The sequence below is a fragment of the Marinovum sp. J2-8 genome (assembly GCF_055808435.1).
Map to the genome: position 1 here is coordinate 194,393 of NZ_JBVVRZ010000004.1, position 22,449 is coordinate 216,841.

General features: G+C 57.3%; 25 protein-coding genes, 1 pseudogene and 1 riboswitch. Of the genes and pseudogenes, 15 read left to right on the plus strand and 11 right to left on the minus strand.

The genetic code is table 11. The features are described from left to right. Positions 1–3: 3 nt before the first annotated feature. Positions 4–1,569, minus strand: a complete 1,566-nt coding sequence (locus AC0L4F_RS13875) for a sulfatase (protein WP_244689210.1) — start codon at positions 1,567–1,569, stop codon at positions 4–6. 222 nt (positions 1,570–1,791) lie between these two features. On the opposite strand from AC0L4F_RS13875, the gene AC0L4F_RS13880 reads away from it, so the two are divergent. The 4 genes from AC0L4F_RS13880 to AC0L4F_RS13895 all read left to right on the plus strand — a co-directional run bounded on the left by AC0L4F_RS13880 (position 1,792) and on the right by AC0L4F_RS13895 (position 5,702). Further along, positions 1,792–2,829: an ABC transporter substrate-binding protein gene (locus AC0L4F_RS13880; protein WP_244689213.1), complete on the plus strand. Its 1,038-nt coding sequence runs from the start codon at positions 1,792–1,794 to the stop codon at positions 2,827–2,829. Positions 2,830–2,975: 146 nt separating this feature from the next. After that, positions 2,976–3,794: an ABC transporter permease gene (locus tag AC0L4F_RS13885; protein WP_244689215.1), complete on the plus strand. Its 819-nt coding sequence runs from the start codon at positions 2,976–2,978 to the stop codon at positions 3,792–3,794. Then, on the plus strand, positions 3,794–4,549 hold the full coding sequence (locus tag AC0L4F_RS13890; protein ID WP_244689217.1) for an ABC transporter ATP-binding protein: 756 nt from the start codon (positions 3,794–3,796) through the stop codon (positions 4,547–4,549). Before AC0L4F_RS13885 ends, AC0L4F_RS13890 begins: the two co-directional genes overlap by 1 nt. A 322-nt stretch (positions 4,550–4,871) precedes the next feature. Next, on the plus strand, positions 4,872–5,702 hold the full coding sequence (locus AC0L4F_RS13895) for a GntR family transcriptional regulator (protein ID WP_244689220.1): 831 nt from the start codon (positions 4,872–4,874) through the stop codon (positions 5,700–5,702). A 98-nt stretch (positions 5,703–5,800) separates the two neighbouring features. Here the strand turns inward: AC0L4F_RS13895 and AC0L4F_RS13900 are convergent. After that, positions 5,801–5,990: pseudogene (locus tag AC0L4F_RS13900) on the minus strand (integrase core domain-containing protein); the annotation flags it as partial. 102 nt (positions 5,991–6,092) lie between these two features. Continuing rightward, positions 6,093–7,007 carry a LysR family transcriptional regulator gene (locus AC0L4F_RS13905; RefSeq protein WP_244689222.1) on the minus strand — a complete coding sequence of 305 codons (915 nt, stop codon included), beginning with the start codon at positions 7,005–7,007 and terminating at the stop codon, positions 6,093–6,095. Between the two features lie 105 nt (positions 7,008–7,112). Here AC0L4F_RS13905 and AC0L4F_RS13910 point away from each other — a divergent pair, with 105 nt between their 5' ends. From AC0L4F_RS13910 to speB, 5 genes are read left to right on the plus strand one after another with little or no spacing between them, the layout of a single operon-like run. Then, on the plus strand, positions 7,113–7,928 hold the full coding sequence (locus AC0L4F_RS13910; protein ID WP_244689224.1) for a transporter substrate-binding domain-containing protein: 816 nt from the start codon (positions 7,113–7,115) through the stop codon (positions 7,926–7,928). Positions 7,929–7,934: 6 nt separating this feature from the next. After that, complete coding sequence (locus tag AC0L4F_RS13915) at positions 7,935–8,588, plus strand: amino acid ABC transporter permease (RefSeq protein ID WP_244689227.1); 654 nt, start codon at positions 7,935–7,937, stop codon at positions 8,586–8,588. After that, positions 8,588–9,205, plus strand: coding sequence for an ABC transporter permease subunit (locus AC0L4F_RS13920; RefSeq protein WP_244689229.1), 618 nt, complete (start codon positions 8,588–8,590; stop codon positions 9,203–9,205). The genes AC0L4F_RS13915 and AC0L4F_RS13920 overlap by 1 nt, the downstream gene beginning before the upstream one ends. Positions 9,206–9,234: 29 nt before the next feature. After that, complete coding sequence (locus AC0L4F_RS13925) at positions 9,235–10,017, plus strand: amino acid ABC transporter ATP-binding protein (protein WP_244689231.1); 783 nt, start codon at positions 9,235–9,237, stop codon at positions 10,015–10,017. A gap of 50 nt (positions 10,018–10,067) precedes the next feature. Further along, positions 10,068–11,021, plus strand: a complete 954-nt coding sequence (gene speB / locus AC0L4F_RS13930; RefSeq protein ID WP_244689729.1) for an agmatinase — start codon at positions 10,068–10,070, stop codon at positions 11,019–11,021. Positions 11,022–11,271: 250 nt separating this feature from the next. Here speB and AC0L4F_RS13935 read toward each other — a convergent pair whose 3' ends face one another. The 5 genes from AC0L4F_RS13935 to AC0L4F_RS13955 all read right to left on the minus strand — a co-directional run bounded on the left by AC0L4F_RS13935 (position 11,272) and on the right by AC0L4F_RS13955 (position 15,286). Further along, entirely contained in the window at positions 11,272–11,928 is a 657-nt protein-coding gene (locus AC0L4F_RS13935; protein ID WP_244689233.1) for a TenA family protein, read from the minus strand. Further along, entirely contained in the window at positions 11,925–12,731 is an 807-nt protein-coding gene (gene thiD, locus AC0L4F_RS13940) for a bifunctional hydroxymethylpyrimidine kinase/phosphomethylpyrimidine kinase (RefSeq protein WP_280520588.1), read from the minus strand. The genes AC0L4F_RS13935 and thiD overlap by 4 nt, the downstream gene beginning before the upstream one ends. Then, a complete protein-coding gene (gene thiE, locus AC0L4F_RS13945; protein ID WP_244689237.1) occupies positions 12,728–13,342 on the minus strand; it encodes a thiamine phosphate synthase in 615 nt (204 codons plus the stop codon). Before thiE ends, thiD begins: the two co-directional genes overlap by 4 nt. Next, on the minus strand, positions 13,339–14,127 hold the full coding sequence (gene thiM / locus AC0L4F_RS13950; protein WP_244689239.1) for a hydroxyethylthiazole kinase: 789 nt from the start codon (positions 14,125–14,127) through the stop codon (positions 13,339–13,341). Before thiM ends, thiE begins: the two co-directional genes overlap by 4 nt. A 47-nt stretch (positions 14,128–14,174) precedes the next feature. Next, positions 14,175–14,271: riboswitch (TPP riboswitch) on the minus strand. A 112-nt stretch (positions 14,272–14,383) separates the two neighbouring features. Beyond that, positions 14,384–15,286, minus strand: a complete 903-nt coding sequence (locus AC0L4F_RS13955) for a LysR family transcriptional regulator (RefSeq protein ID WP_244689241.1) — start codon at positions 15,284–15,286, stop codon at positions 14,384–14,386. A gap of 98 nt (positions 15,287–15,384) precedes the next feature. Between AC0L4F_RS13955 and AC0L4F_RS13960 the strand changes: the two genes are divergently transcribed. Together AC0L4F_RS13960 and AC0L4F_RS13965 are read left to right on the plus strand one after the other, a co-directional pair. Continuing rightward, positions 15,385–15,693, plus strand: a complete 309-nt coding sequence (locus AC0L4F_RS13960) for a hypothetical protein (RefSeq protein ID WP_244689243.1) — start codon at positions 15,385–15,387, stop codon at positions 15,691–15,693. Positions 15,694–15,697: 4 nt separating this feature from the next. Continuing rightward, positions 15,698–16,084: a YybH family protein gene (locus AC0L4F_RS13965; protein WP_244689245.1), complete on the plus strand. Its 387-nt coding sequence runs from the start codon at positions 15,698–15,700 to the stop codon at positions 16,082–16,084. Between the two features lie 433 nt (positions 16,085–16,517). Here the strand turns inward: AC0L4F_RS13965 and AC0L4F_RS13970 are convergent, their stop codons facing one another. Genes AC0L4F_RS13970 through AC0L4F_RS13980 form a run of 3 tightly spaced genes read right to left on the minus strand, consistent with a single transcriptional unit; the run spans position 16,518 to position 18,783 of the window. Next, a complete protein-coding gene (locus AC0L4F_RS13970; RefSeq protein ID WP_244689247.1) occupies positions 16,518–17,720 on the minus strand; it encodes a UxaA family hydrolase in 1,203 nt (400 codons plus the stop codon). Further along, complete coding sequence (locus tag AC0L4F_RS13975) at positions 17,717–18,016, minus strand: UxaA family hydrolase (RefSeq protein WP_244689250.1); 300 nt, start codon at positions 18,014–18,016, stop codon at positions 17,717–17,719. The genes AC0L4F_RS13970 and AC0L4F_RS13975 overlap by 4 nt, the downstream gene beginning before the upstream one ends. Beyond that, entirely contained in the window at positions 18,013–18,783 is a 771-nt protein-coding gene (locus AC0L4F_RS13980) for a FadR/GntR family transcriptional regulator (RefSeq protein WP_244689252.1), read from the minus strand. The genes AC0L4F_RS13975 and AC0L4F_RS13980 overlap by 4 nt, the downstream gene beginning before the upstream one ends. A gap of 150 nt (positions 18,784–18,933) precedes the next feature. Here AC0L4F_RS13980 and AC0L4F_RS13985 point away from each other — a divergent pair, with 150 nt between their 5' ends. Genes AC0L4F_RS13985 through AC0L4F_RS14000 form a run of 4 tightly spaced genes read left to right on the plus strand, consistent with a single transcriptional unit; the run spans position 18,934 to position 22,419 of the window. Then, positions 18,934–19,944 carry a zinc-binding alcohol dehydrogenase family protein gene (locus AC0L4F_RS13985; RefSeq protein WP_244689254.1) on the plus strand — a complete coding sequence of 337 codons (1,011 nt, stop codon included), beginning with the start codon at positions 18,934–18,936 and terminating at the stop codon, positions 19,942–19,944. Beyond that, entirely contained in the window at positions 19,941–20,720 is a 780-nt protein-coding gene (locus tag AC0L4F_RS13990) for an SDR family NAD(P)-dependent oxidoreductase (RefSeq protein WP_244689257.1), read from the plus strand. Before AC0L4F_RS13985 ends, AC0L4F_RS13990 begins: the two co-directional genes overlap by 4 nt. Positions 20,721–20,731: 11 nt before the next feature. Continuing rightward, on the plus strand, positions 20,732–21,403 hold the full coding sequence (locus AC0L4F_RS13995) for an RraA family protein (RefSeq protein WP_244689259.1): 672 nt from the start codon (positions 20,732–20,734) through the stop codon (positions 21,401–21,403). A 38-nt stretch (positions 21,404–21,441) separates the two neighbouring features. Beyond that, complete coding sequence (locus tag AC0L4F_RS14000; RefSeq protein ID WP_244689261.1) at positions 21,442–22,419, plus strand: C4-dicarboxylate TRAP transporter substrate-binding protein; 978 nt, start codon at positions 21,442–21,444, stop codon at positions 22,417–22,419. Positions 22,420–22,449: the final 30 nt, after the last annotated feature.

Genomic DNA, 22,449 nt, shown 5'->3' on the forward strand with positions numbered 1-22,449 from the left:
CCACTACTCCGCCGGAACCGCAACAGGGGCCGCAGCCGCCGGCGCGACCGAGGTCAGACCCAATCGGTCCATCTGTTCCTCTGGATAGCCTTCTTCATCCAGCCGCAGGCGAAGCAAGCGTAGCAGACGGTCACGCTGCTCGGGCTGGGTCTCCCAAAGGTTTGTCAGCTGCTCGGGATCTTCGGCCCGGTTGAACAGGAAGTTTTCATAGGTCCGCGGATCAATGGTGATCGGCGTTTTCCACATCGGATACTCTACGGTCGGATCATATTTTCCGGTCGCCTCAGGTTCTGGCGGCAATGCGCCCACCCGCCCGTCAATCGGATTATCCACCAGCAAAGGCCGGGTGATCATGGTCGAATAGGTGTTCAGCACCTTGCCCTTCTCGGGCGATTTGAACAGCGTCCAATCCCCATCCGAGATACAGGCCCCCTGCCCGAACGTGCCATAGATTGCTTCGTCTCGGATGGCTTCACGGCGTTCCAGAATCGGCAGGAAGCTCCGGGAATGGCGCGTGCTGTCCGGCGGTGTGCCGCCCGACGCCTCGATGATGGTCGAAAAGATATCGACGGTTTGCGTGATTTCGGGAATCCGACGGCCGCCGTTTTCGGCACCGGGGTGCCAGACGATCATCGGAATATTCGCGTGGCTGTCGTAATGTGGATATTGCTTGCCGAAATGCCCGCGCTCACCCAGATCGTGACCGTGATCGGTGGTAAAGATCACCAGCGTGTCTTCCCACAGCCCCTTTTCCCCAAGCTTGTCGAGAAGCACGCCCATCCATTTGTCGACCATCGTGGTCTTGCCGTAATATTGCGCCTTCAGATAGGCGAGCTCTTCTGGCGTGGCTTGCTCCATAAAGGCATCAAGGTCGTCGTAAACCTGATAGGGCGGCCAGATGTTGTGGTCGTCCGCCGTGCCCTCGATACCGTCGGTGTACATCGAGGCATAGGGCTCGGGCACATGAAACGGCTCGTGCACATCAAAGGTCTCAACCTGAAGGAAGAACGGCCCGCGATCCGAATACCGATCAAGCCAATCCGCCGCGGCCGAGAAGGTCTTGGCCGGGAAGAAATCCTCTTCGCCGCCAAATTCCTTAATATTCTCATAGTATTGCCGCATGTGGTAAGGTGAGCGGTGCTCGCTCATCTTCTCGACCCATTTTGGCACGTCGCCTTTGGTGTCGGGCAAGCGGTGAAAGTCTGTCTCGTGGCCACGGATCATTTCAAGCGACTGGAATCCTTGGATGTAACCGTTCGCCGTCTCCTCCCAATAATGGTAGTGATCGGTGACCATGCCCGTGTTGTACCCTTGGGCCTGCACTTCGCGCGGCAGGCGCGGGTCGAACACCTCAAGCGGGCCCCAGGGACGCCACATGAATTCCTTGCGCCCGGTAAAGATCTCGCGGCGGGCGGGCATGCACGGCAGGCTGCCGATATAATGATTGTCGAAGACACAGGCGCGATCGGCCAGAGCATCAATATTGGGCGTCCGGCAGCGCGTCTTGGGATTGTAGCACCGCAGCGCTTCCTTGTTCAGGCTGTCTACCAGAATCAGGATGATATTCATGAGTTCTCTCTCCCCGGTTGCCCCCGCCCGCTGCGCCTTTGGCGGCGCGCGATACGCGGGAGGGCTAGCGTTCTTTCTGGCCACATCTGATTATGTCCAGAAATCCATGATCCGGTGATATACAAGAATTTTATGTTTGAAAAGAAAAAAGATCTGGTTATACTCAGATTTATTCGGCGTCGATGGACGCTGGCCAATGAGGATCACGGGAGGAGAATCCGAATGACGAATTCCAGAAACAGCTACATCAGCCGCCGCAGTCTTTTGCGCACCGGCGTTGCCGCCGCAGCCACCACACTTGCCGCGCCTACATTCTTTGCGGGCAAGGCGCATGCCGCCAATGAGACCCTGAATATCGGCATCATCCCCGCCTATTCCTTCGGCCTTTACTGGCTGATCCAGGATCAGGGTATGGCGCCCGGAATCGACATGAATTTCAGCGTCTTTCCTTCGGGGCCGCCCGCGATCGAAGCGATGGTGGGCCGGTCGGTTGACGCCATCACAGTGGGGTCCGTGCCGCCGCTCGCAGCGATGCACCGCAAGGTCGCCGATTTCCGTGAAATCTCGGTCTGTGGGGATGCCAGCGGGCTGTTCACCGTGGTTGGACGCAAGGGAATCAATACCTTGGCCGATCTTGAGGGCAAGCGGATTGCCGTCACGTCCGGCTCCAACTTTGATTTCTTCCTCGATACCGTGCTCAAGGCCGAGGGTCTTGAAGACATGCCGCTCAACCGAATCAACATGGAGCCAATCGACGGCCAGGCCGCGTTGGTCGCCGGGGCGGTCGATGCCAATGTCCCACTGGCAACCTCGCGCAAACTTATCTTTGACGCACTGCCAGATGCCAGCCTGATCGTCGACGGGCTGAAACTGCCGCTGGCCACCCGGCCAAGCATCATGGACGTCCTGATGACGACCCAACAGACAATGGATGCCAAGGAAGACGCGCTGAAGCAGGTTGTTGGCGCCTTCCATCGGGAAGCCGTACCGATGCTGCGCAATGACAACGCCACAGTCATCGACCGTATGGTGGCATGGCAATCCGGGATCGGACGGGCAGGCGTCACCGCATCAGATGTCGAACCGCTGTTGAACAGCTATTTCTACTTCGACACGGACGAAATCAAAGACGTCTATGCCTCTGGCCAACTGAAGAAATCGCTTCAGGTGCAGTCGGAATTCCTGGTTGCGAACGACCGTATCGGCGGCATTCCCGATCTCGATGCGCTCGTCTCGGACCAGATTGTCCGTCAACTCTGAAAAAGGTCACGACACAGGCAGTGGCGGTGAGCGCCCTGCCTGATCCTGCACGGGCGTCCGGAAATTCCGGCGTGCCCATCCGCTGTTTCGGTGCCATGCTGTGCAAAGCGCCGTTTGCGGATCGAACCCACAAGTGGATCTGAGCTATGGATAAAACAGAAACATTGCCACGGGACACAATCATGCCACTACGCGGATTGAAAAACCGATTGTCGGGTCGGCTGGTGCTGGGGGCAGCATCGGTGGCCACGGTCATTCTCGCCTATGTCTGGATTACGAACCTGCCCAACAACAACCCTGCCCTGCTGCCCCCGATCCGGGACATTGTCGGTGCATTCTTTACCAATGTCGCCAGCGGAAATTTGGCCACCGCACTTGGGGCCAGTCTGTTCCGGGTCATCATGGGCTTCTTCATTGGCACCAGTTTGGCGGTCCTGATCGGCTGTCTGATCGGCTGGTACAAAGTTGCGGAATACCTGTTTGACCCGCTGATCGAAGCGGTGCGCCCGATCCCGCCGCTTGCCTATATCCCAATCATCATCATCTGGTTTGGCATTGGCGAATTCAGCCGCATTCTGATCATCACGATTGCCTGCTTCATGGTCTGCGTTGTCAACGTGATCGCGGGCATGAAGAACGTGCCACAAGTCTATGTTGATGCCGCATCAACCATGGGCGCAACCCGGTTGCAGGTCTTTCGGACCGTCGCCGTGCCCGCGGCAACCCCCTTTATCATCACCGGCTATCGCATCGCTCTTGGCGCGGCCTGGACCACGCTTGTCGCATCCGAACTGATTGCGGCGCAAAACGGTCTTGGCTTCCTGCTGCAGGAGGGGCGGCGCTACTTCCTGACGGATCAGGTGATGATGATCATCGTAATAATCGGCGCCTGCGCCTTCTTGATGGACCGAGCTTTCAGGAAGATTCAGGCGCGTCTCATGGTTTGGTCGGAGGCTCGCGAATAATGTCGGAAATCGTAGTAGACAATCTAACCCACACGTTCGGCAAGGGCAGCGCGTCACCGCTGACGGTGCTGGACGGTATCAACCTGAAACTGGAATCCGGCAGCTTCAACGCCATTGTCGGCACCTCTGGCTGTGGCAAGTCCACATTGCTCAAGATGATGGCGGGCCTGTTCGATCCCTCCGACGGGCAGATGACACTGGACGGCGAAGTCATCCAAGGCACCGACCGTCGCCGGGGCATGGTGTTCCAACAGGATGCGGTTTTCCCCTGGATGACCGTCGCGCGCAACGTCAGTTATGGTCCGCGCCTGCGCGGCGCCAGCCGGGCAGAGCAGGCCGAAATCGAGGAAAAGTGGATCCGCATGGTCGGATTGACCGGGTTTGAGGATCGCTGGCCCCGCGAATTGTCCGGCGGTATGCGCAAACGGGTCGACATCGGGCGCGTCTATGCCAACGACCCCGACGTGCTGTTGATGGACGAACCGTTTGGCGCGCTTGACGCGCAAACCAAGGAACGGATGCAGTCCGACCTGCTTGAAACCTGGTCAGCGACCCGCAAAACCGTCGTCTTCGTAACACATGATCTGGAAGAGGCGATTTTCCTGGCCGACAAGATCATCGTCATGTCCGCGCGCCCCGGCCGCGTTCATCATATCGAAGAGGTGTCCCTGCCCCGGCCGCGTACCAATGACATGCGCCTGACCGACGATTTCCTTGCGATCAAACGCCGTCTCTGGGCGATGCTTGAACATTAAAAACTGCGCCACGTGCAGTGCTGTTCCAATGTATCTGGTTATGGCACCAAACTTGCATGGCCGCGAAAAACTGCCCCGGCGCTTCAGCAAATGCGGCGCCGGGTTTAAATTGGCTCACGCCCTGACAGCAACTCCAAGACCGGCGAAATAAAAGCATCGCGCCGTAAATTTGTTTTCGCCCGCACCGATAAACACCGTTACCGCCCCTTTCCGGCAAGATCGCGTGGACGTCTCAATCCTGAACGCATAAGATCATCGCGCCGCTGCACCGCGCAGCGTCTTTCTCAGTCTCCTGGACGAATAGGACGGACACCGGTTGAATGTGAGCAGACCAAATACCAAATCGGGCCGCTCAGGTCGCCCCAGCTTCGAACAATCGGACGGACTTGCAACCGCAGCATTCCGGCGTGAGGTCAGCCGGATCGTATTGTCGCGCGAAGTCACCTCTCCGCTGTGGACCCAGTTGAGCGACCAATTGGAAAACCTGATCCTCAGCGGCAAGCTGGCACCGGAATCCCGCATACCCTCTGAATCCGCCCTCTGCGACATTTTCAATGTATCCCGGCCAGTGGTGCGCAGCGCCATCAGCGCCCTGGCGGCCCGCGGTCTGGTCAACAAACTGCCGCGCAAGGGCATGTTCGTCGGCAAACCACCCCGCGAAAGCAGCTTTGTCACCTCGAACGTCAGCCTGTTTGATGACATGATCGCGCGTGGGGCCAAAATCCGCACCCGCACTTTCGAGCTGGCAAAATCCCTTGCCAACGACGAGGAACGTGCCGCTTTGCAACTGGGCGACACGGCCGAGGTCGTCCGGGTGTCCCGTGTTTTCTGGGTCGACGAAGAGCCGATTACCTATACCAATATTTCCTTTCCAGCAGAGAAAGTGCCGGGTTTCGAAAAAACCGATCTGGAAGGGCGATCTGTTCTCGGCATGGTTCAAGAGATGTATCAACGGCAACTGGTCAGGGCAGAGCGCTGGTTCTCAGCCGCCATGCCCAACGCGGATGTGTGCGAAAAAATGGACATTTCCGCCGACAAACCGCTTATTTGGATTGAATCCGTCGGGTATGAAAACGACGGCACGCCACTGGAATATTACCGCGCTTTCTATAACAGCCAGGCCGCGCGGATACACATATCGGTGTCGAACTGACCTCGGAAAAAGCCGCCCAATAAAGCTATGTGCCACTCGGTGATGGCATTGGCGCACTTGTAAGTTCGGCTCAGTCTGATGGGACAGTGCATCCCGGTCTATTTCGGCAGTGCCAGCGCCGGAAGCTCGCCGCCCAGGGCTGAATGAGGGCGCTGGTGGTTATAGAAGGTCATCCACTTCCGGATGGCCGCCTTTGTCTCCGAACCTGCCTCGCAGGCATGCAAGTAGACACACTCGTATTTTCAGCGTGCGCCAGAGCCGTTCGATAAAGATGTTGTCCGCTGCCCTGTATCCGAGGTCTGGTGTAAACCCAAACTGCAAAATGCGGCGCCCTGTTTTCACGAAGGAAACTTATTCCAAGCGAGTTCCTCATCGCGCACTTACGCGCCCTCACGTGGCACGATGGTACACTTCTGACAGCGATCCTACCAACTCTCGTACAAACAGATCCATCAACCCGGTTGAGCGCCGACCGATCCGGGTCGCGAGGACGAACTGAGAATTCAGTACCGCCTCCTCACCCAGTAGGCATCTCAAATTGCCACGGTCCAGGCGATCCATCACAAAGTGGTCGGGAAGGTATCCGATGTAGTCCCCTGAAAGAATGAACATGGCCTGCACTTCCATATGATCTGCCAAGGTACCGACATGCGCATTTGGGAAGCGATCCAGTTCGATCAAATTCCCGTAGTTGCGGGCAACGAAGGTTTGATTTGCCACCAAGCTTTCAGAGATTTCACGATCCGGGACATCAAACAGCACATGACCCTTCGCGCAATATAACGAGTGCCGTTCGACATAGAGTTTGGACATTTTCACACCGGCGACAGGCCGTGTTTGCGGCATGATGGCCACATCAATATTCCCGCTTGAAACATCGGCCGCCAGCACCTGAGGGTCATCCACAGAAATCTGGATCTCAGCTTCAGGGGCCAGTCTGCGCAGCCGATTGATGATCCTTGGCAACGGAAGGCCATCAAAAGATAAGGTGTTGTCGATAATACCCAGCCGTAGGGTGCCAACCACCCGATCTCTCAAGCTGCCAATCTCGCCTTCAAAGTCGTTAAGGGCAATGAAGAGTTCTGTAGATTTCTGATGAACAAGCTTCCCGCGTTCCGTCAGGCGAAACCCGCCACGACCGCGTTCACACAATGTAAACCCAAGGCGCGTTTCCAGGGCCTTCATATGGAAGCTGACCGTCGATTGAGACATGCCAAGCTCCGCCTGCGCCCCCACAAAACCGCCCCGTTCAACAACCGCGCGAAAGACGGCCAGTGATCTTAGATCTGAATTTGCGAAATTCAATACATCTAATCCTTCGATATGAAGATTAACTCATAGCTATTTTACTGATGCTTTAGAAGCCCTACGGTCAACTCAACACTGCTTTGACCATGAAATAGGGATTCCATGAAACACCTTCTCCTGACCGCCGCTGCCACCCTGATGCTGAATCCAGTTTCAGCCGTTGCCGAAGATTTGCTATCCCGCATCACAGCGGACGGTGTCCTGACCGTTGGCACCGAAGCGCGTTTTCCACCGTTCGAATTTGTCGAGAATGGCGAGATCGTTGGCTATTCGGGGGACATCATGGAAATCCTTATGGATTCTGCATTGCCCGAGGTGGAGCTGAAGCGTCTGGATCTGCCATGGCAGGGTATTCTGCCGGGTCTTGCGGCAGAGCGTTTTGACTATGTTGTCACCTCGGTGACTGTGACGCCAGCGCGTCGCGACGCCTATTACCTGTCTGTGCCAATTGCGGATGCAACCATGGCTGTCCTTAAACGCGCAGGTGATGACAGCATTGGTGCCCCTGCTGATATGGCAGGCAAACCAGTGGGGTCCCAGGCGGGTTCTGCACAGCTGGCTGCTTTGGAAGGGTATGCTGACACTCTGGATGATACGCCAAAGATTTCGACCTACACCGACTTCTCCGAAGCCTACGCCGATCTTGCCGCAGGCCGCATTGATGCTGTGGTGAACTCGCTGCCAAACCTGCTGGAAGCCGCGCGCCAGCGTCCTGACATCTTTGAAGTTGTTGCACCGACCTTTGGTGAGCCGACATATTTCTCCTGGGCCGGACGCACCGACGAAGACAGTGCCAGCTTGAACGCTCTGTTTGACGCGGAACTGAAACGCCTGATTGAAGATGGCACTCTGGCCCAACTGCAAGAAAAGTGGTTTGGCGGTGCGATGAACCTGCCAAGCGCACTCCCTGCGCAGTAAATCGACATGCTTGATCTGCTGATCGACAACCAGGCTGTCCTGATCGAAGGCGTGCTGACAACCCTTGGGGTCAGCTTTCTTGCTATCGCGCTTGGCGCCCCCCTTGGTCTTATTCTGGCGACTGCTAGTCGCCAGAATAACAGGCTGGTGCGTCGATCAGCACGAGTTTACGTTTCGTTTTGGCGGGGCACGCCAATATTGGTGCAACTCCTGCTGATTTTCTATCTTCTGCCAGCAATTGGCATCAACCTGCCGCCAACACTGGCTGCGGTGGTGGCGCTCGCCTGCAATACCGCTGCCTTCCAGTCTGAAATCTATCGCGCTGGACTTGCCGCTGTGCCGGAGGGCGAAGTAGAAGCCGCCCAGATGCTGGGATTGTCCCGCCGCCAAATCCTTGCGAAAATTGAAGCGCCTCAGGCCATCCGCATCATGCTGCCTGCATTGGTTGGTGAAACGCTGGCATTGGTGCGAAATTCCTCACTGATTTCCGTCATCGCCGTCACCGACCTGACACGACGTGCGCAGCAAATCGCTTCGTCTACCTTTCAGCCGCTGGACAGCTATATGATCGCATTGATCCTCTATGTCGCGATCGCCTTGGTTCTATCGGCCATTGGCATGTTGCTAGAGCGCCGCCTGAAACAACAGGAGGCGCATTAATGAGCCTTACTTCTACAGATTTAGGGCTTCTAATTCAGGGGCTTGGTCTCACTGCATGGATGACGCTGTGGGGCACGCTTCTTGCTCTTGCGCTCGCAGTTCCCCTTGCGTTGTGCCTGCGTTCCAACCGTTTCTGGATCAGTGCACCCGCACGCGTCTACGTCGAAGTGATGCGCGGGGCTCCGCTCGTTCTTCTATTGTTTTTGCTGTATTACGGGGGGCCACAGATTGGATTGCGCCTATCTGCACCGGTGGCCGGCATTGTCGGCCTGGGCTTTTTCGGAGCTGGGGCATTCGCGGAAATCCTGCGGGCTGGCCTGAATGCAGTTCCGACCGGAGATGTCGAGGCGGCATCCATGTTGGGCATCAATCGCTTCAAATGTATTGTGCATATTGAGATCCCACAGGCTGTCCGAACCGTCATTCCACCGATCTTTGGCCAAACTATTATCCTGGTTAAAGAATTCTGCCGTCTTATCCGTCATAACCATCGCCGAACTCACCAAAGCGGCCAGCGAATTGGCGACCCTCACCTTTTCTGTGCAACCGTTTATCGTCGCGGCGCTTCTGTATTGGGCGCTCGTCGAAGCAATTGCACAGGTTGGACTTGCCGCTGAGCGGCACTACCAAATAGGAGGCCACTGAGATGCCCAATACCGAACATGCCATCAGTGCCCGCAAAGTCACCAAGGCCTATGGAACCAAGACCGTTCTTCGCGATGTCGATCTGACGGTCGAAGAAGGCGAAGTGGTCTGTATTATCGGCCCGTCCGGTTCAGGGAAATCCACACTGCTGCGAACGCTTGCGTTTCTGGCACCCCATGACGGTGGAGATATCCACATTTTCGGACGTGAGATCGGCTGGAACGGTGGTGCAGAGCAAAAGGTCAAGCAAAGTGAAAAAGAGCTGGCCGAGGCACGTGCGCCTCTGGGTATGGTCTTTCAGCACTTTCATCTATGGCCACATATGAAGGCCATCGACAACGTGGCTTTGGCGTTGAAACTGGTGCACGGAAAATCTGCTTTGGAAGCAGAGACCATTGCCTTTGATGCGTTGAAAAAGGTTGGTCTTGGCGAACATGCCTACAAACATCCCCATCAATTGTCCGGCGGTCAAAAACAACGTGTTGCCATCGCACGTGCACTTGCGGTCTCTCCCAAGGCCATCCTGTTTGATGAGCCCACCTCTGCTCTGGACCCTGAACTGGTGGGGGAAGTTCTGAACGTCATGCGTGCTCTGGCCGATGACGGTATGACAATGGTGATTGTCACCCACGAAATGGGCTTCGCTGCTCAGGCGGCAAACCGTGTGGTGTTCATGGATCATGGCACCATCGTTGAAGACGGCCCACCAGCCGAAATTTTTGGCAATCCCAAAAGCGAACGACTGCGCCAATTTTTGGAAACCTCGCGTGAGCGCGCGATCTGAACAGTGTGTCCCACCATTGGGACGTCTTCAACAACAAGAGAAGAATAGAAATGAGCCACGGATACGAAACCGGTCGCTTGGACCTGCCCTTTGTCGGAATCGCGACGTTTGCAAAATCCCCTTATGAGCCGGATTGGTCCAAAATTGACGCCGATGTCGCCATTTTGGGTGCGCCTTTTGACTTTGGCACGCAGTGGCGTGCAGGCGCACGATTTGGCCCACGCGGCATTCGTGACGCCTCCACATTGTTCTCGTTTGGCCATGCTGGGGCTTATGATCACGAAGATGACGTGACCTATCTCGCTGACACACGGATTGTGGACATAGGTGATGCCGACATCGTGCACACCGATACCAAGAGCAGCCATGCCAATATCGAAAAAGGCGTACGCGCTATTCTGGATGCCGGCGCGTTACCGGTTGTGCTAGGCGGCGATCACTCGATCAATATTCCTTGCGTCGCTGCATTTTCGGACCAGGATCCAATCCACATCGTACAGATCGACGCCCACCTGGATTTCGTCGATGAGCGCCACGGTGTGCGCAATGGTCACGGCAACCCGATGCGCCGCGCCGCCGAGCGCCCCTGGGTCACGGGCCTGTCCCAAGTCGGCATACGCAATGTCTCTTCCACCGCTAAGGAAGGGTATGATGACGCACGCAAAATGGGTTCAGATATCGTGTCCGTGCGCCAGTTCCGAACCATGGGCGTGGAGGCGATGCTGGAGCGCATTCCAGAGGGGAAACGGTACTATCTGACGATTGATATTGACGGATTTGATCCTTCGATTGCGCCAGGAACGGGCACACCGAGTCATGGTGGCTTCTTGTATTATGAGGTCTTGGAATTTGTGGACGGTCTTTCCAAACGTGGGAAAATCGTTGGAATTGATCTTGTCGAAGTTGCGCCGGATTATGACCACACCGGAACGACCAGTATTCTGGCCGCACAAATTCTGCTGAATGCCATCGGTCGAATTTTTGAAAACCAGACAGAAGCGTAACACGGGGCTGCTTCTGCAGCATTCGCACACCAGGCTCAATATGCGGCCTGGGCCGTTGCTGACGGTCTGAGGGGCGGGGCTTGCGATGCAAGCCTCGCCGCCGCAGGTTGGCTTTGAGCCAAAAGCGACCGACATCGCGCAGTGCGTGAAGGGCGATATTTGTAGTCCCAGTTTAGACCTAGGTCAGATGCAATCGGTCACACTTGCAAGCTGACGCATGTGGTTTGGTTCTATGCGTGCTGTTCGGCGATCACCATCCACTCCGATGATATGCGCTGTCCCAGAACTTCCACTCATGCCAAGACGCTTTTGCAAAGGCTTTCTGCATGGCGTTTCGTGTTGACGTGTCGGCGGTCTTTCCCAGAACGTCCGTTAGATCAAGCATGCCTTGAACCGAGGCCTCGAATGCTTCGCTGGCATAGGTATCAATCCAGGCGCGATAGGGATGATCTGCCGCCGCTTGTGCGTGGATCGCGGCGCCAACGCGTTGATATATCCAAAAGCATGGCAAAAGCGACACGACCGCGATCGGAAACGGATCAACTGCCGCCGTGCGGATGAGAAAGCTGACGTAGTGATCGCAGGCCCGCGAGGGTGGAGTTGTCGCGAAATCTGCGGGGGAGACGCCGTATAGCTTCATGTATTCACCGTGCAACTGCCGTTCCACCGCAATCGCCCCGTTGGCGGACCCTGCCAGTCTTGCTATATTTTCTGCATCCGGCGCACGCGAGGCCGCCAGTGCGAGCGCACGTGCGAAACCTTCCAGGTAATGTGCATCCTGAATGATGTATTCACGAAACGTCTCTGGTGGCAGGGTGCCTTGCGCTAATTCAGTATTGAATGGCATCGTGCGGATTGCGTCTTGGAGGTCGGCAGTCATGGACCACAGGTCTTGGGTAAAGCTCATGTCTGGTTCTCGGCTTGGGGGTGAAAATGATGAACCGGGCCGTGACCACCGCCGACCGAGAGGTCGTCGGCGGCCATAATCGCACCCGTGATATAGGCCTTGGCACGACGGGCCGCGTTGGGCAGCGCGTGGGCCAACGCGATTTGTGTCGCTAACGCAGAAGATAATGTGCAGCCGGTGCCATGTGTGTTTGACGTCTCGAACCGCTTGGCAGGCAGCGCGGTTTCGCCAAGTGACGTGATCAGCAGGTCCGTCGCCATCGCCCCCGCCAGATGCCCGCCTTTGATCAAAACGGCATCACAGCCCATCGCCCTGAGCTGGAAAGCCTGGTCTCTCATCTCTTCCAGGGTTGTGGCCTCAGTCGTTTGCAAAAGGTCCGCAGCTTCGGGCAGGTTTGGCGTCAACACGCTGGCGCGCGGCAAAAGGCGTTCGCGTAGGGCCATAACGGCATCTGCCGCCAGCAACCTGTCACCGCCTTTGGCCACCATGACGGGGTCCAGTACAATGGGTACATCCAATCCTTCAAGCGCGTTCGCCACGGTTTCGATTGTCGCGACATCCCCCAGCATCCCGATCTTGACCGCGTGAATGTCGATATCCGCGCGGAGCGCGGCAATCTGGGCTGCGATCATTGGGCCGGACACCATTTCGACCGCTGTTACGCCCTGTGTGTTCTGGGCCGTCAACGCAGTGATGACCGCCATTGCGTAGCCGCCGTTGGCGGAAATCGCTTTGATGTCAGCCTGAATACCGGCCCCGCCTGAAGGGTCCGATCCCGCAATGGTCAGGATATTGGGGATCATATGTCGCTCCATTGATCAAGAAAGCCACGGGCTGCACGTTCCGGCTCTCGCGCGCGGGAAATAGCCGATACCACTGCGATGCCTGTGCATCCCGCGCGACGCACGCTGGCCACGTCCGCTGCGGTCAGCCCGCCGATGGCCATGCAGGGCAACGCCGCCGCACGGGTGATATCCGCCAGACCATCAAAGCCCAACGGGTGGGCGTGGTCGGGCTTGGAGGCTGTTGCGCGCACCGGACCGACGCCCAGATACGTGACACAGCCAAGAGGGACTTCCGCCATCTGCGCCGGCGTTTCAATCGACAGGCCAAGTACAGCATCCGGCCCGATCCGCGCGCGAATTTCGGCAGGGTCGCCATCAGATTGACCGACATGCACGCCAAAACACCCCAAGGTGCAGGCGATCTCCACACGATCATTCAAGATCAACTTCGCACCCAAAGGATCAAGCCGCGCGCGCAGGGCCTTTGCAAGATCGGCAAAACCTGCGTCGTCAAGTGTCTTGTGGCGCAACTGAACCCAGGCCGCCCCACCGCGCGCGGCCTGTTCGGCTTGATCGACAATGGGCAACGGTGCATCGGCATCGGTGATGAAGCAAAGGGGCGGGATCATGCGGCCTCGATCCGCGCCATTGCGTCCAGCTCGTCGCCGGTCATTGCAAACAAGGCATCCAGAAACGCCACCTGAAAACTGCCGGGACCACGGGCAGTTTGCGCCGCCACTTCGCCTGCGGCACCGTAATAGGCCAGCGCGGAAACTGTTGCCTCAAACGGCGGGGCAACTGCGCAAAACGCGGCCACAACGCCCGTCAACGAACATCCCAAAGCAGTGACGCGGGGCATCATCGGATCGCCGTTCGCGATACGTGCTGACTGTGTACCATCCGTGACGAAATCGACCTCTCCTGTCACCGCCACAACGGCGTTTGTGCGTATTGCCAGATCACGCGCGGCAATCTCGGCGGCAGAGACGGGATCAGCGGCATCGGCACCTCGTCCCTGCGCCGAAGCGCCTGACAAGGCGAGAATTTCAGACGCATTCCCGCGGATCACCGTTGGGCCCAATGCCAGTAAGCGTGTGCCAAGCTCGCGTCTCAATTCTGTCGCGCCCACGGCAACAGGGTCCAGAACCCACGGTTTTCCGTTTTCACCAGCCGCCTTGGCCGCGATCTGCATGCAAGCGGCCCATTCATCATCAAGTGTGCCAATGTTAATGCTCAACGAAGACGCCAGACCCGCGAATTCAGCGGCCTCGCCCCGCGCATGGGCCATGGCAGGCGAGGCCCCCGCCGCCAGCATGATGTTGGCCATCACATTCATGGCCACATAGTTGGTTATGTTTTGCACCAGCGGTGCCGCCGCACGCATGGCGTTCAGATCGTGTGAAGGTTGGTTCATATGCATCCCTTTCTAAGACGAAGGGAATCGGTTTGACCCAATAAATCACAGGGGCAAACACAACTTCCTACGCCGGTATGAGCCGGTTCAGGTTCAAAGGGTACGTCTCAACCCGACCGATGCCGGATGCCCCTGTTGTGCGCTTGATGCTAACGATTTCGGTTCTAGTGTCAAATGCAGAGTAAAATTCGACCTCAACATAAAGCCAATCAAAACCAGCCCATTATTCAAAACGGACCGAGGTCGGTAATGTCCTCTATTTTCCTGCTGGCGATGCCTTTGCCATATCCACAAAAGCTCTGAGCCGGCGCGTCATATTGCGCTTGCTGCGATAGTTCAGAGAGTATCGCGGCAATTGAGCGAGGTGATCGCTTAACACTTCGGTCAAGCCATCTTCGCCCAGATGTGGCACGGCAATTTCTCGATAAAGGTAGGCCAACCCAAGCCCTTGCTTTGCATAGTAGACCAAGGACCGCATATCATTCGCCACCATCCGTGGTTTCGGTTGCATCTTATAGGCCCCATCCGGCCCATCAAAGCCCCAGGGCGCGTTTTGTCCTCCCATACCGAAGGCGTAGCAAATCGCGTCATGATTCAAGATGTCCTTCGGGTTTTCCGGCCTGCCGTTCTCGTCCAGATATTGCGGCGATGCGACAATGGTCATTGCCAACTCTGGCCCGACCGGTACGGCGTGGGTGTCTGGCCCAAGCAGCGTATTCGACCGAATGGCCGCATCAACGCCGGACGCAAGAAGGTCAACTTTCTTGTCGTCATAAATGAGCTCAACATTGACGCCCGGATACTCAAGCGCAAACCGCGCGACCAGATCATCCAAAAAGAACGGACCTGCGCTATACGGGGCTGTCAGGCGAAGAGTGCCCGTGACTTCATCCTTCTGTTCATCCAAGTCATTCATCGCCCCTTCAAGCTCGATGATTGCCGGAAGGCTTTTCGCGTAGAACTGTTCGCCAATGGGTGTGAGTGCAACCGACCGAGATGATCGCTCCAACAGCCGGACGCCAAGACGATCCTCAAATCGTTGCACAGCTTCGCTAACCGATGCCGGGGCCAGTTGAAGGTGTTCTGCTGCCGCGCGGAAACCGCCGCGCCGCGCCACTTCAACAAAGACGCGGATATCTCCAAAACCACCACGGGCCATTGTTCGATTTTCCGATCACTGCGTTAGGTATTAGGTGGGTTATCCTTACGGTATCAGCGTCATAAGTTCTCAGCAAGACACAAAACGAGGACAAACCAATGGCGCAAATCACCGAGATTTTCATTCTCAAGATGAAAGATGACCCACAAGTCGATGCGATCCGCGAAGCTGCCCGCAAAGACTTTGTCGCCCTTGATGGCGTGACATCATGGGAAACCTTGGTGACGACAGATGAATCTCGCCAAACCCTCTATGCGGACATCTTCACATTTCCAGATCACGAGACGGCCAAGCGGGTGACGCCGGAGTTCGCCAAACGTCCTGCGACCCAGGCTTTCCTTGGTCAAATCGAAGAAATCGTCGTTGGGCAATTCTTCACTGCCTATCAACCCAAACCATCGGAGTAAGACAATGACTGTACGTGACGAAATCCAAGCCGCAATTAATGAGTGGAACAATGGCCTCGACAGCGGGGACATCGAGCGCATGGTGGCGTCCTGCCACCCGGACGTTATGACCATCAACGAACGCCAGCCTGTCACAGTTGGCACGCAAGCCATTCGCGACAAGTACAGCCCGCGCATCGCAGCCGCTGAAATCACCTCGGGCTATGATATCGAAGAGCTGCAAGACTATGGCGATACTGTCATCGTGTCCGGTCGCTTCTACGGCACGATGAAAATGCGCGATTCCGGCGAAGTCAAAAGCCCCGAAGGCCGGTTGGTACTTGGCTACAAACGCGATGAAACGGGCGCGTGGAAGATGTTCCTCGACATGGACAACAACGGCCCGACCTAAGGCCCGGCAGATCGCGCCAATGGCGCTGCGGCTTGGCGCACGCCGGTCATCGACGCGCGGCCTGCCGTGGGATTTCGGAAAACAGGGCCCCAGACGCGCCATCCGCGCGTCTGGATGCCATTGCAGCCCGTGCCAGGACCGGTGATCGCCACAAGCCCGCCTGCGGATCTCGGGACCGAATTTGCGGACCCAGCGATGGATGGTCGAAACGTCGACCATCATGCCGCGCTCTGCCAGCATGTCGCGTACATCCTGCACGACAGGGAGCAGCGGCAAAACCGGCGAACTGCCATCAGGATGAATTCCCGCGGAAACCGATGTCGATGAACGGATTCTTGCGCGGTGCGATCTGCGTCATCTGCCCATTGGCTATGGGCAGATATGTACCCCATCAACTTCTGAATCGAAATCATTGATCCAATTGCTGGACAGCTTACCCCCCCGGATGACAGCCCGGTTGTTGCGATACCGGTGTCTTATAGGTTAGCACAAATTCAGCATGACCCAGCTGCTCGGAACGACTACGGCTTCCCAGCCCCAATGCCACAAGTTGATCACGGATTTCTTCACCAACTTCAGCTATGGAGGCATGTCCATGCAGGATTCGTCCAGCATTGACATCCATGTCTTCACGCATTCTGGAATAAGTATCCGGGTTGGCGCAGACCTTGAGAACCGGCGAGATGGCCGATCCGACCACCGAACCGCGTCCGGTGACAAAGATTACGGCATGGGCGCCACAGGCGATCAGTTCAATGATCTCTGCACTGTCATTGATATTGGGGAAGCCGAACCGGGGTTCGCCATCGGGCACCACGTCCAGCAGCCAGAGCCCACCATTGGCCGGGCGCTGCGCGGGGCGAACGATACCCTGAATGGCGCTGGAGCCGGACTTTGCATAAGCACCCAAAGACTTTTCCTCGATGCTGGAAAGCCCGCCCTCGGCGTTGCCGTTTGAAAACGAACCATATCCCATGGCAGCGTAATAATGCGCCGCCTTCTCTACCGTGGCGATGATCTGCGGACGCAAGTCGGGATTGGCCACGCGGTCGGCCATGATGTGCTCGCAGCCGATCAATTCACCGGTTTCTTCAAAGATACAGGTTGCACCCTCGGCAACCAGTCGATCAAAGGCCACACCCGCAGCCGGATTGCCAGCAATACCCGACGTCGCATCAGAGCCGCCGCAGATCGTGCCGACCACCAGTTCCGAAACCGCCATCGGCACCTTGGGCTGCGCGGCAAGATTGGCGAGTTGCGCGCGGACCCAACCTTGTCCTGCCTCGATCGAGGTTTGCGACCCACCTTCCGACTGGATTGTCACGAGGTTGACAGGTCGGCCTGAGGCCTCGATCACTTCGGCCAGACGCCGTTTCTTGAAGTTCTCACAGCCGAGAGACACCAGTTGCACCGCCCCGACATTCGGGTGAGTGCACAGCGCCTCCATCATCTGCTGGCCATAATCCGACGGGAAACAACCAGAGAAGCCGATCACCTGCACTTCGGATTCATCAAAAGGGCGTGCGATGCGGGTACAGACATGGTGGGCGCATTCGACGAGATAGGCCACCAATACGACGTTGCGGATTCCCTTACGGCCATCGTCGCGTAGCCAGCCTTGCATCTGTGCGGTCATGCTTGTGTCTCCATGATCTCGATAGGGGTGTAGCGGCTGGTGAGGTTATGCAGGTGCACGTGCTCGCCCCGCGCGATATCGCAAGCCGCAAAACCGATGGGCATCCCGTATTTCAAGATGTCTTCATCCGTGTGGATGGCACGGCTGGCGATCTTGTGACCCATGCCCAGCGTCTGTGGCACTGTGATCAGCTCGCCATCCACCAGCACAGTTTCACCGGTGTGTATTGTTGCGCCGAGAACAACGATGTTGTCTTCGTTGGCCAGGCGGATCAGGCGCGGATCATCTCTACTCATTTCGGCTCCTCTGGTTTGGCAAGGGCCTCGGCATTGTCACGGACCCAGCTAACGACACCGTTCAGGTGACGCCACATTTCACTTTGTGCCGCCTGCACTGCGCGGCGCTCGATCGCATCTAATATGGCGCCATGTTCGTTGCGCAGATCTTGGTAATCCTGATCTTCCATGCGCTGACGCCAAATTCGCGCCCGCACGGTTGGGGCTGAAACGATGCGCAACAGGGCTGCGTGAAACGGGTTGGCGCCAATGGCGGCGATCCGATCATGGAAAGCGGCATCCAGCGCCATCAGACGCTGGGGATCTTCTTCGATCAGGGTGCATTTGTGAATCTCCCGCAGATCGGCCAGATCGGCATCATTGCGACGCGCGGCGGCTTCCTGAACTGCGGCCAGCTCCAAAACCTGCCGCAACTCCAGGTACCACAGCACCGACCTTGCATCCGATACGTCGACGGCAAAGCTAAGCACCTGCAACATGGCGACGGGGTCGAGATCGGAGACATAGGTGCCGTCCCCTTGGCGCGCTTCAAGGATTCGCATGGTCTGCATCGCACGGACTGCTTCACGCAGCGAGTTGCGCGAGACATCAAGTCGCGCAGCCAGCCCGGCCTCGTTGGGCAGCTTGTCACCGGGGCGAAATTCACCCGCGAGGATTAGATCTTTCACGAGGCTTATCGCACGATCGACTTTCTGGCTACTCATATCAGCCCCCCACAAAGATTGGATGTTTCGTCGTGTGTAGACCAAGACCGATGCAAATTTCAAGTATCGTGTTGACAAAGGTTGGATGAATCTGGCACCAAACATCGGATGACAGGCAAACTATCGCGACAAATGACGCATAATACGCGCCCAATCCCACAATAGATGGGATGTTTGGGGCGATTAAGAGCTTTAAGTGGAGGCGAAGACGCCATGAAGGCGCTAAGGATAGACGAGATTGGCAAAACCAGCCTATGCCAGGTAGAGGCCCAGCCGGTTGGCGAGGGCCAGGTGCGCGTGCAGCTGACTCATGTTGGACTGTGTGGCAGTGACCTGAACACGTTCAGGGGCCGCAATCCGTTGGTCGAGTTTCCGCGGATTCCCGGACACGAAGCGGTGGGTACGATTGTCGAAACTGGCGCGGGCGTGTCGATGAAACCCGGCACCCCGGTTGTGCTTTGGCCATATTCTGCCTGTGGGGCGTGCTCCTCCTGTCGCAAGCAACGCGGCTATGCCTGCCGCAACAATCAGACGCTGGGCGTCCAGCGAGACGGAGCGTTGCGCGAGGATATCGTGCTGCCTGCGGATGCGGTCATCGCGAATGACAGCCTGCCGCTGCATCAAATGGTTCTGGTCGAGCCACTGTCGGTCGGGTTCCATGCGGCGGGGCGTGGTTCCGTCAAGGCGGGCGACCGGGTCGTGGTGCTGGGGTGTGGCATGATCGGCCTGGGCGCGGTGATGGCAGCGGCACAGGCGGGCGCCACGGTGATCGCGGTTGATCCGATTTCGGAAAAGGAACAGATGGCCCGCGATTGCGGGGCGGACGTGTTCCTCTCGGAAACTGGTGACGCGTTGCTTGATGCGGTGTCCACGGCCACAGATGGCGAAGGTGCCGATGTAGTAATCGAGGCGGTCGGACTGCCGCAAACATTCACCGCCGCCATCGACCTCGCGGCGTTCTGCGGCACGGTGGTCTATGTCGGTTATTCCAAGGCGCCGGTGACCTATGAAACCAAGCTGTTCAATCTCAAGGAATTAGACATCCTCGGATCACGCAATGCAACGCGACAGGATTTTGACGCGGTTATGGCAGCGCTTGAAACCCGGGGCGATGTGGCGGATCGGCTGGTAACGCGGCAAATCCCGCTGTCCGAAGCCGCAACCGCTCTGCCTTATTGGGATGCGAACCCGCAAGATGTCCTGAAACTGGTAGTGACATTATGACATTCATGAACATGCAACAGGCCTATTCACTGGACGGGCAGACCGCGCTTGTGACCGGTGGCGGCAGCGGAATTGGCTTGGCCATTGCCAAATGTCTGGCCGCCTCGGGGGCGCAGGTGATAATCGTTGGCCGGCGACGCGATGTGCTGGAAACTGCCGCTCCTGAAATCGGCGCAAGCACCGGTATCCATGTTCTCGATCTGGCGGATGTCGCAGGCATGCCCGTTGCCGCTGCTGAAATTCTCGCGGCGCATGGTCCGATAGATATCCTGATCAACAACGCGGGCAACACGCTCAAAAAACCATTTGTCGACAGCGACATGGCCGATTTTGACGGCGTGTTTGACGTACATGTGCGCGGGGCGCTGGAACTGACTCGCGCAGTGGTACGCCAGCAGATCGCAGATGAGGATCGAGGCGGATCGGTGATCTTCACCTCGTCGATGACTGCCTACATCGGGCAGCCCAACGTGCTGGGCTATACGGTTTCCAAGACGGCGATCTCCGGCGTCATCCGGGGCCTGGCCGCCGAACTTTCGTCACAAGGCGTGCGGGTTAACGGCGTTGCACCCGGCTGGATTGACACGGATCTTTATCGCAAGGCGACGGATGGCGACCTGCCACGTCAGCAAAAGATCATGTCCCGCATTCCGATGAACGCGCTTGGCCAGCCAGAGGATATTGGTTGGGCCTGTGCATTCCTGGCGTCCAAGGCGGCCCGCTACGTAACCGGCCAGACCATCCTTGTGGATGGTGGCGGGGCAACCGGTTTCTAAAGGAGGACAACATGAAAGACGCTAAACTCTTCGAGCAGATCAAGGCCGATCTGTTCACCGCCGTCGTTGGCGACATTCTGGACGAGATGGGCTATCGGCACCAATTCTTGCCACAGGCGATCAAGCCCCTGAACCCGCAAAGCCGGATCGTCGGACGCGCGATGACCGTACTGGAGGCTGATTACGAAAGCGCCAGCGGTCCCGGGCCATTGTCGGACAAACCGTTTGGCGTGATGTTCGACGCGCTCGATAGCCTGAAAAGCAACGAGATCTACATCGCCAGCGGGGCGTCACTGTCCTTTGCGCTGTGGGGTGGATTGATGTCGACCCGGGCACTGCATCTTGGGGCGGCGGGCGCGATCCTGAATGGTTATGTCCGCGATACTGCCGAGATCCGAAAACTGGGTTTTCCGGTGTTCTCGCAGGGCAGCTACGCTCAGGACCAAGGCGTGCGCGGCAAGGTGCTTGATTACCGGGTGCCACTGACCATCGGGAACGTGCGGATCACGCCTGGTGATCTGATTTTTGCTGACGAGGAGGGCGTGCTGGTGATCCCGCGCGCTGCCGAAACCGAGGCCATCGAACGCGCTCTGCAAAAGGTCGCGACCGAAAATCAAGTGGCTGATGCCATCCGAAACGGCATGAGCACAGTCGAAGCCTTTGAAACTTTTGGCGTCATGTGACGCCGCAATTTTGCGCATAAACAGGAGGAGACACAACCATGCGTCGAACATTCAAAACAGCAGCACTCGGGCTGACATTGGTCGCTGGACTTGCCAGCGCCGCATTGGCCGAGGTGACGATCAAGGTTGCCTATGAAAACAATCCCGGCGAACCCGTTGACCTTGTGGTGAATAAGTGGGCCGAAACGCTTGCCGAGCGCAGCAATGGCGAAATCACGCTGGAACTCTATCCCAGCTCGCAGCTTGGCTCCAAGCAGGACGTGACCGAACAGGCATTGTTGGGTTCCAACGTGGTCACGATTACCGATGTCGGCTTCCTTGCCGATTTTGTGCCGGATCTGGGCATTCTATTTGGCCCTTACCTCAGTGAAAGCCCCGAAGCCTTGTTCGCGATTTACGAAAGCGATTGGTTCAAGGAAAAAGAGCAGGAGCTGGCCGAAAAAGGCGTCCACGTGGTGATGACCAACTATCTCTACGGCACAAGGCATCTCATTGCGACGAAACCGGTCCGCACCCCCGAGGATCTGAAGGGACTGAAGATCCGCACACCCAACAACGTGATGCAGATCAAGGCAATCGAGGCAATGGGTGGCACAGCTACGCCGATGCCATTGGGCGAAGCCTATACCGCTCTGTCGCAGGGCATCATCGACGGGGTCGAAAACCCGCTGGCGGTGATTTATGGGGGCCGTTTCCATGAAGAGGCCAAGTATCTCAACATGATTGGCTACCTGCTGAATACTTCGGTCTTTATCGGCGGCGAAGCTTTCTTTGCCAGCCTGAGCGAAGAAGATCTTGCGATGATCCATGAAACCGCCCACGAGGCCGGCCTCTACAGCCAGCAATTGGCCGAGCAGAACGACGCTGCGGTTATTGCAAAGATGGAAGAGGCCGGGGTTGAAGTGATCTATCCCGACGTTGGTCCCTTCAAGGAAGCGGCAGCAGCGGTCTATGACGAATTCCCTGAGTGGAGTGAGGGCTTGTACGAAGAGATCCAGTCGCAACTCGGCAACTAGGTTATCAGGCGAGGGGGCCGGTTGGCCTCC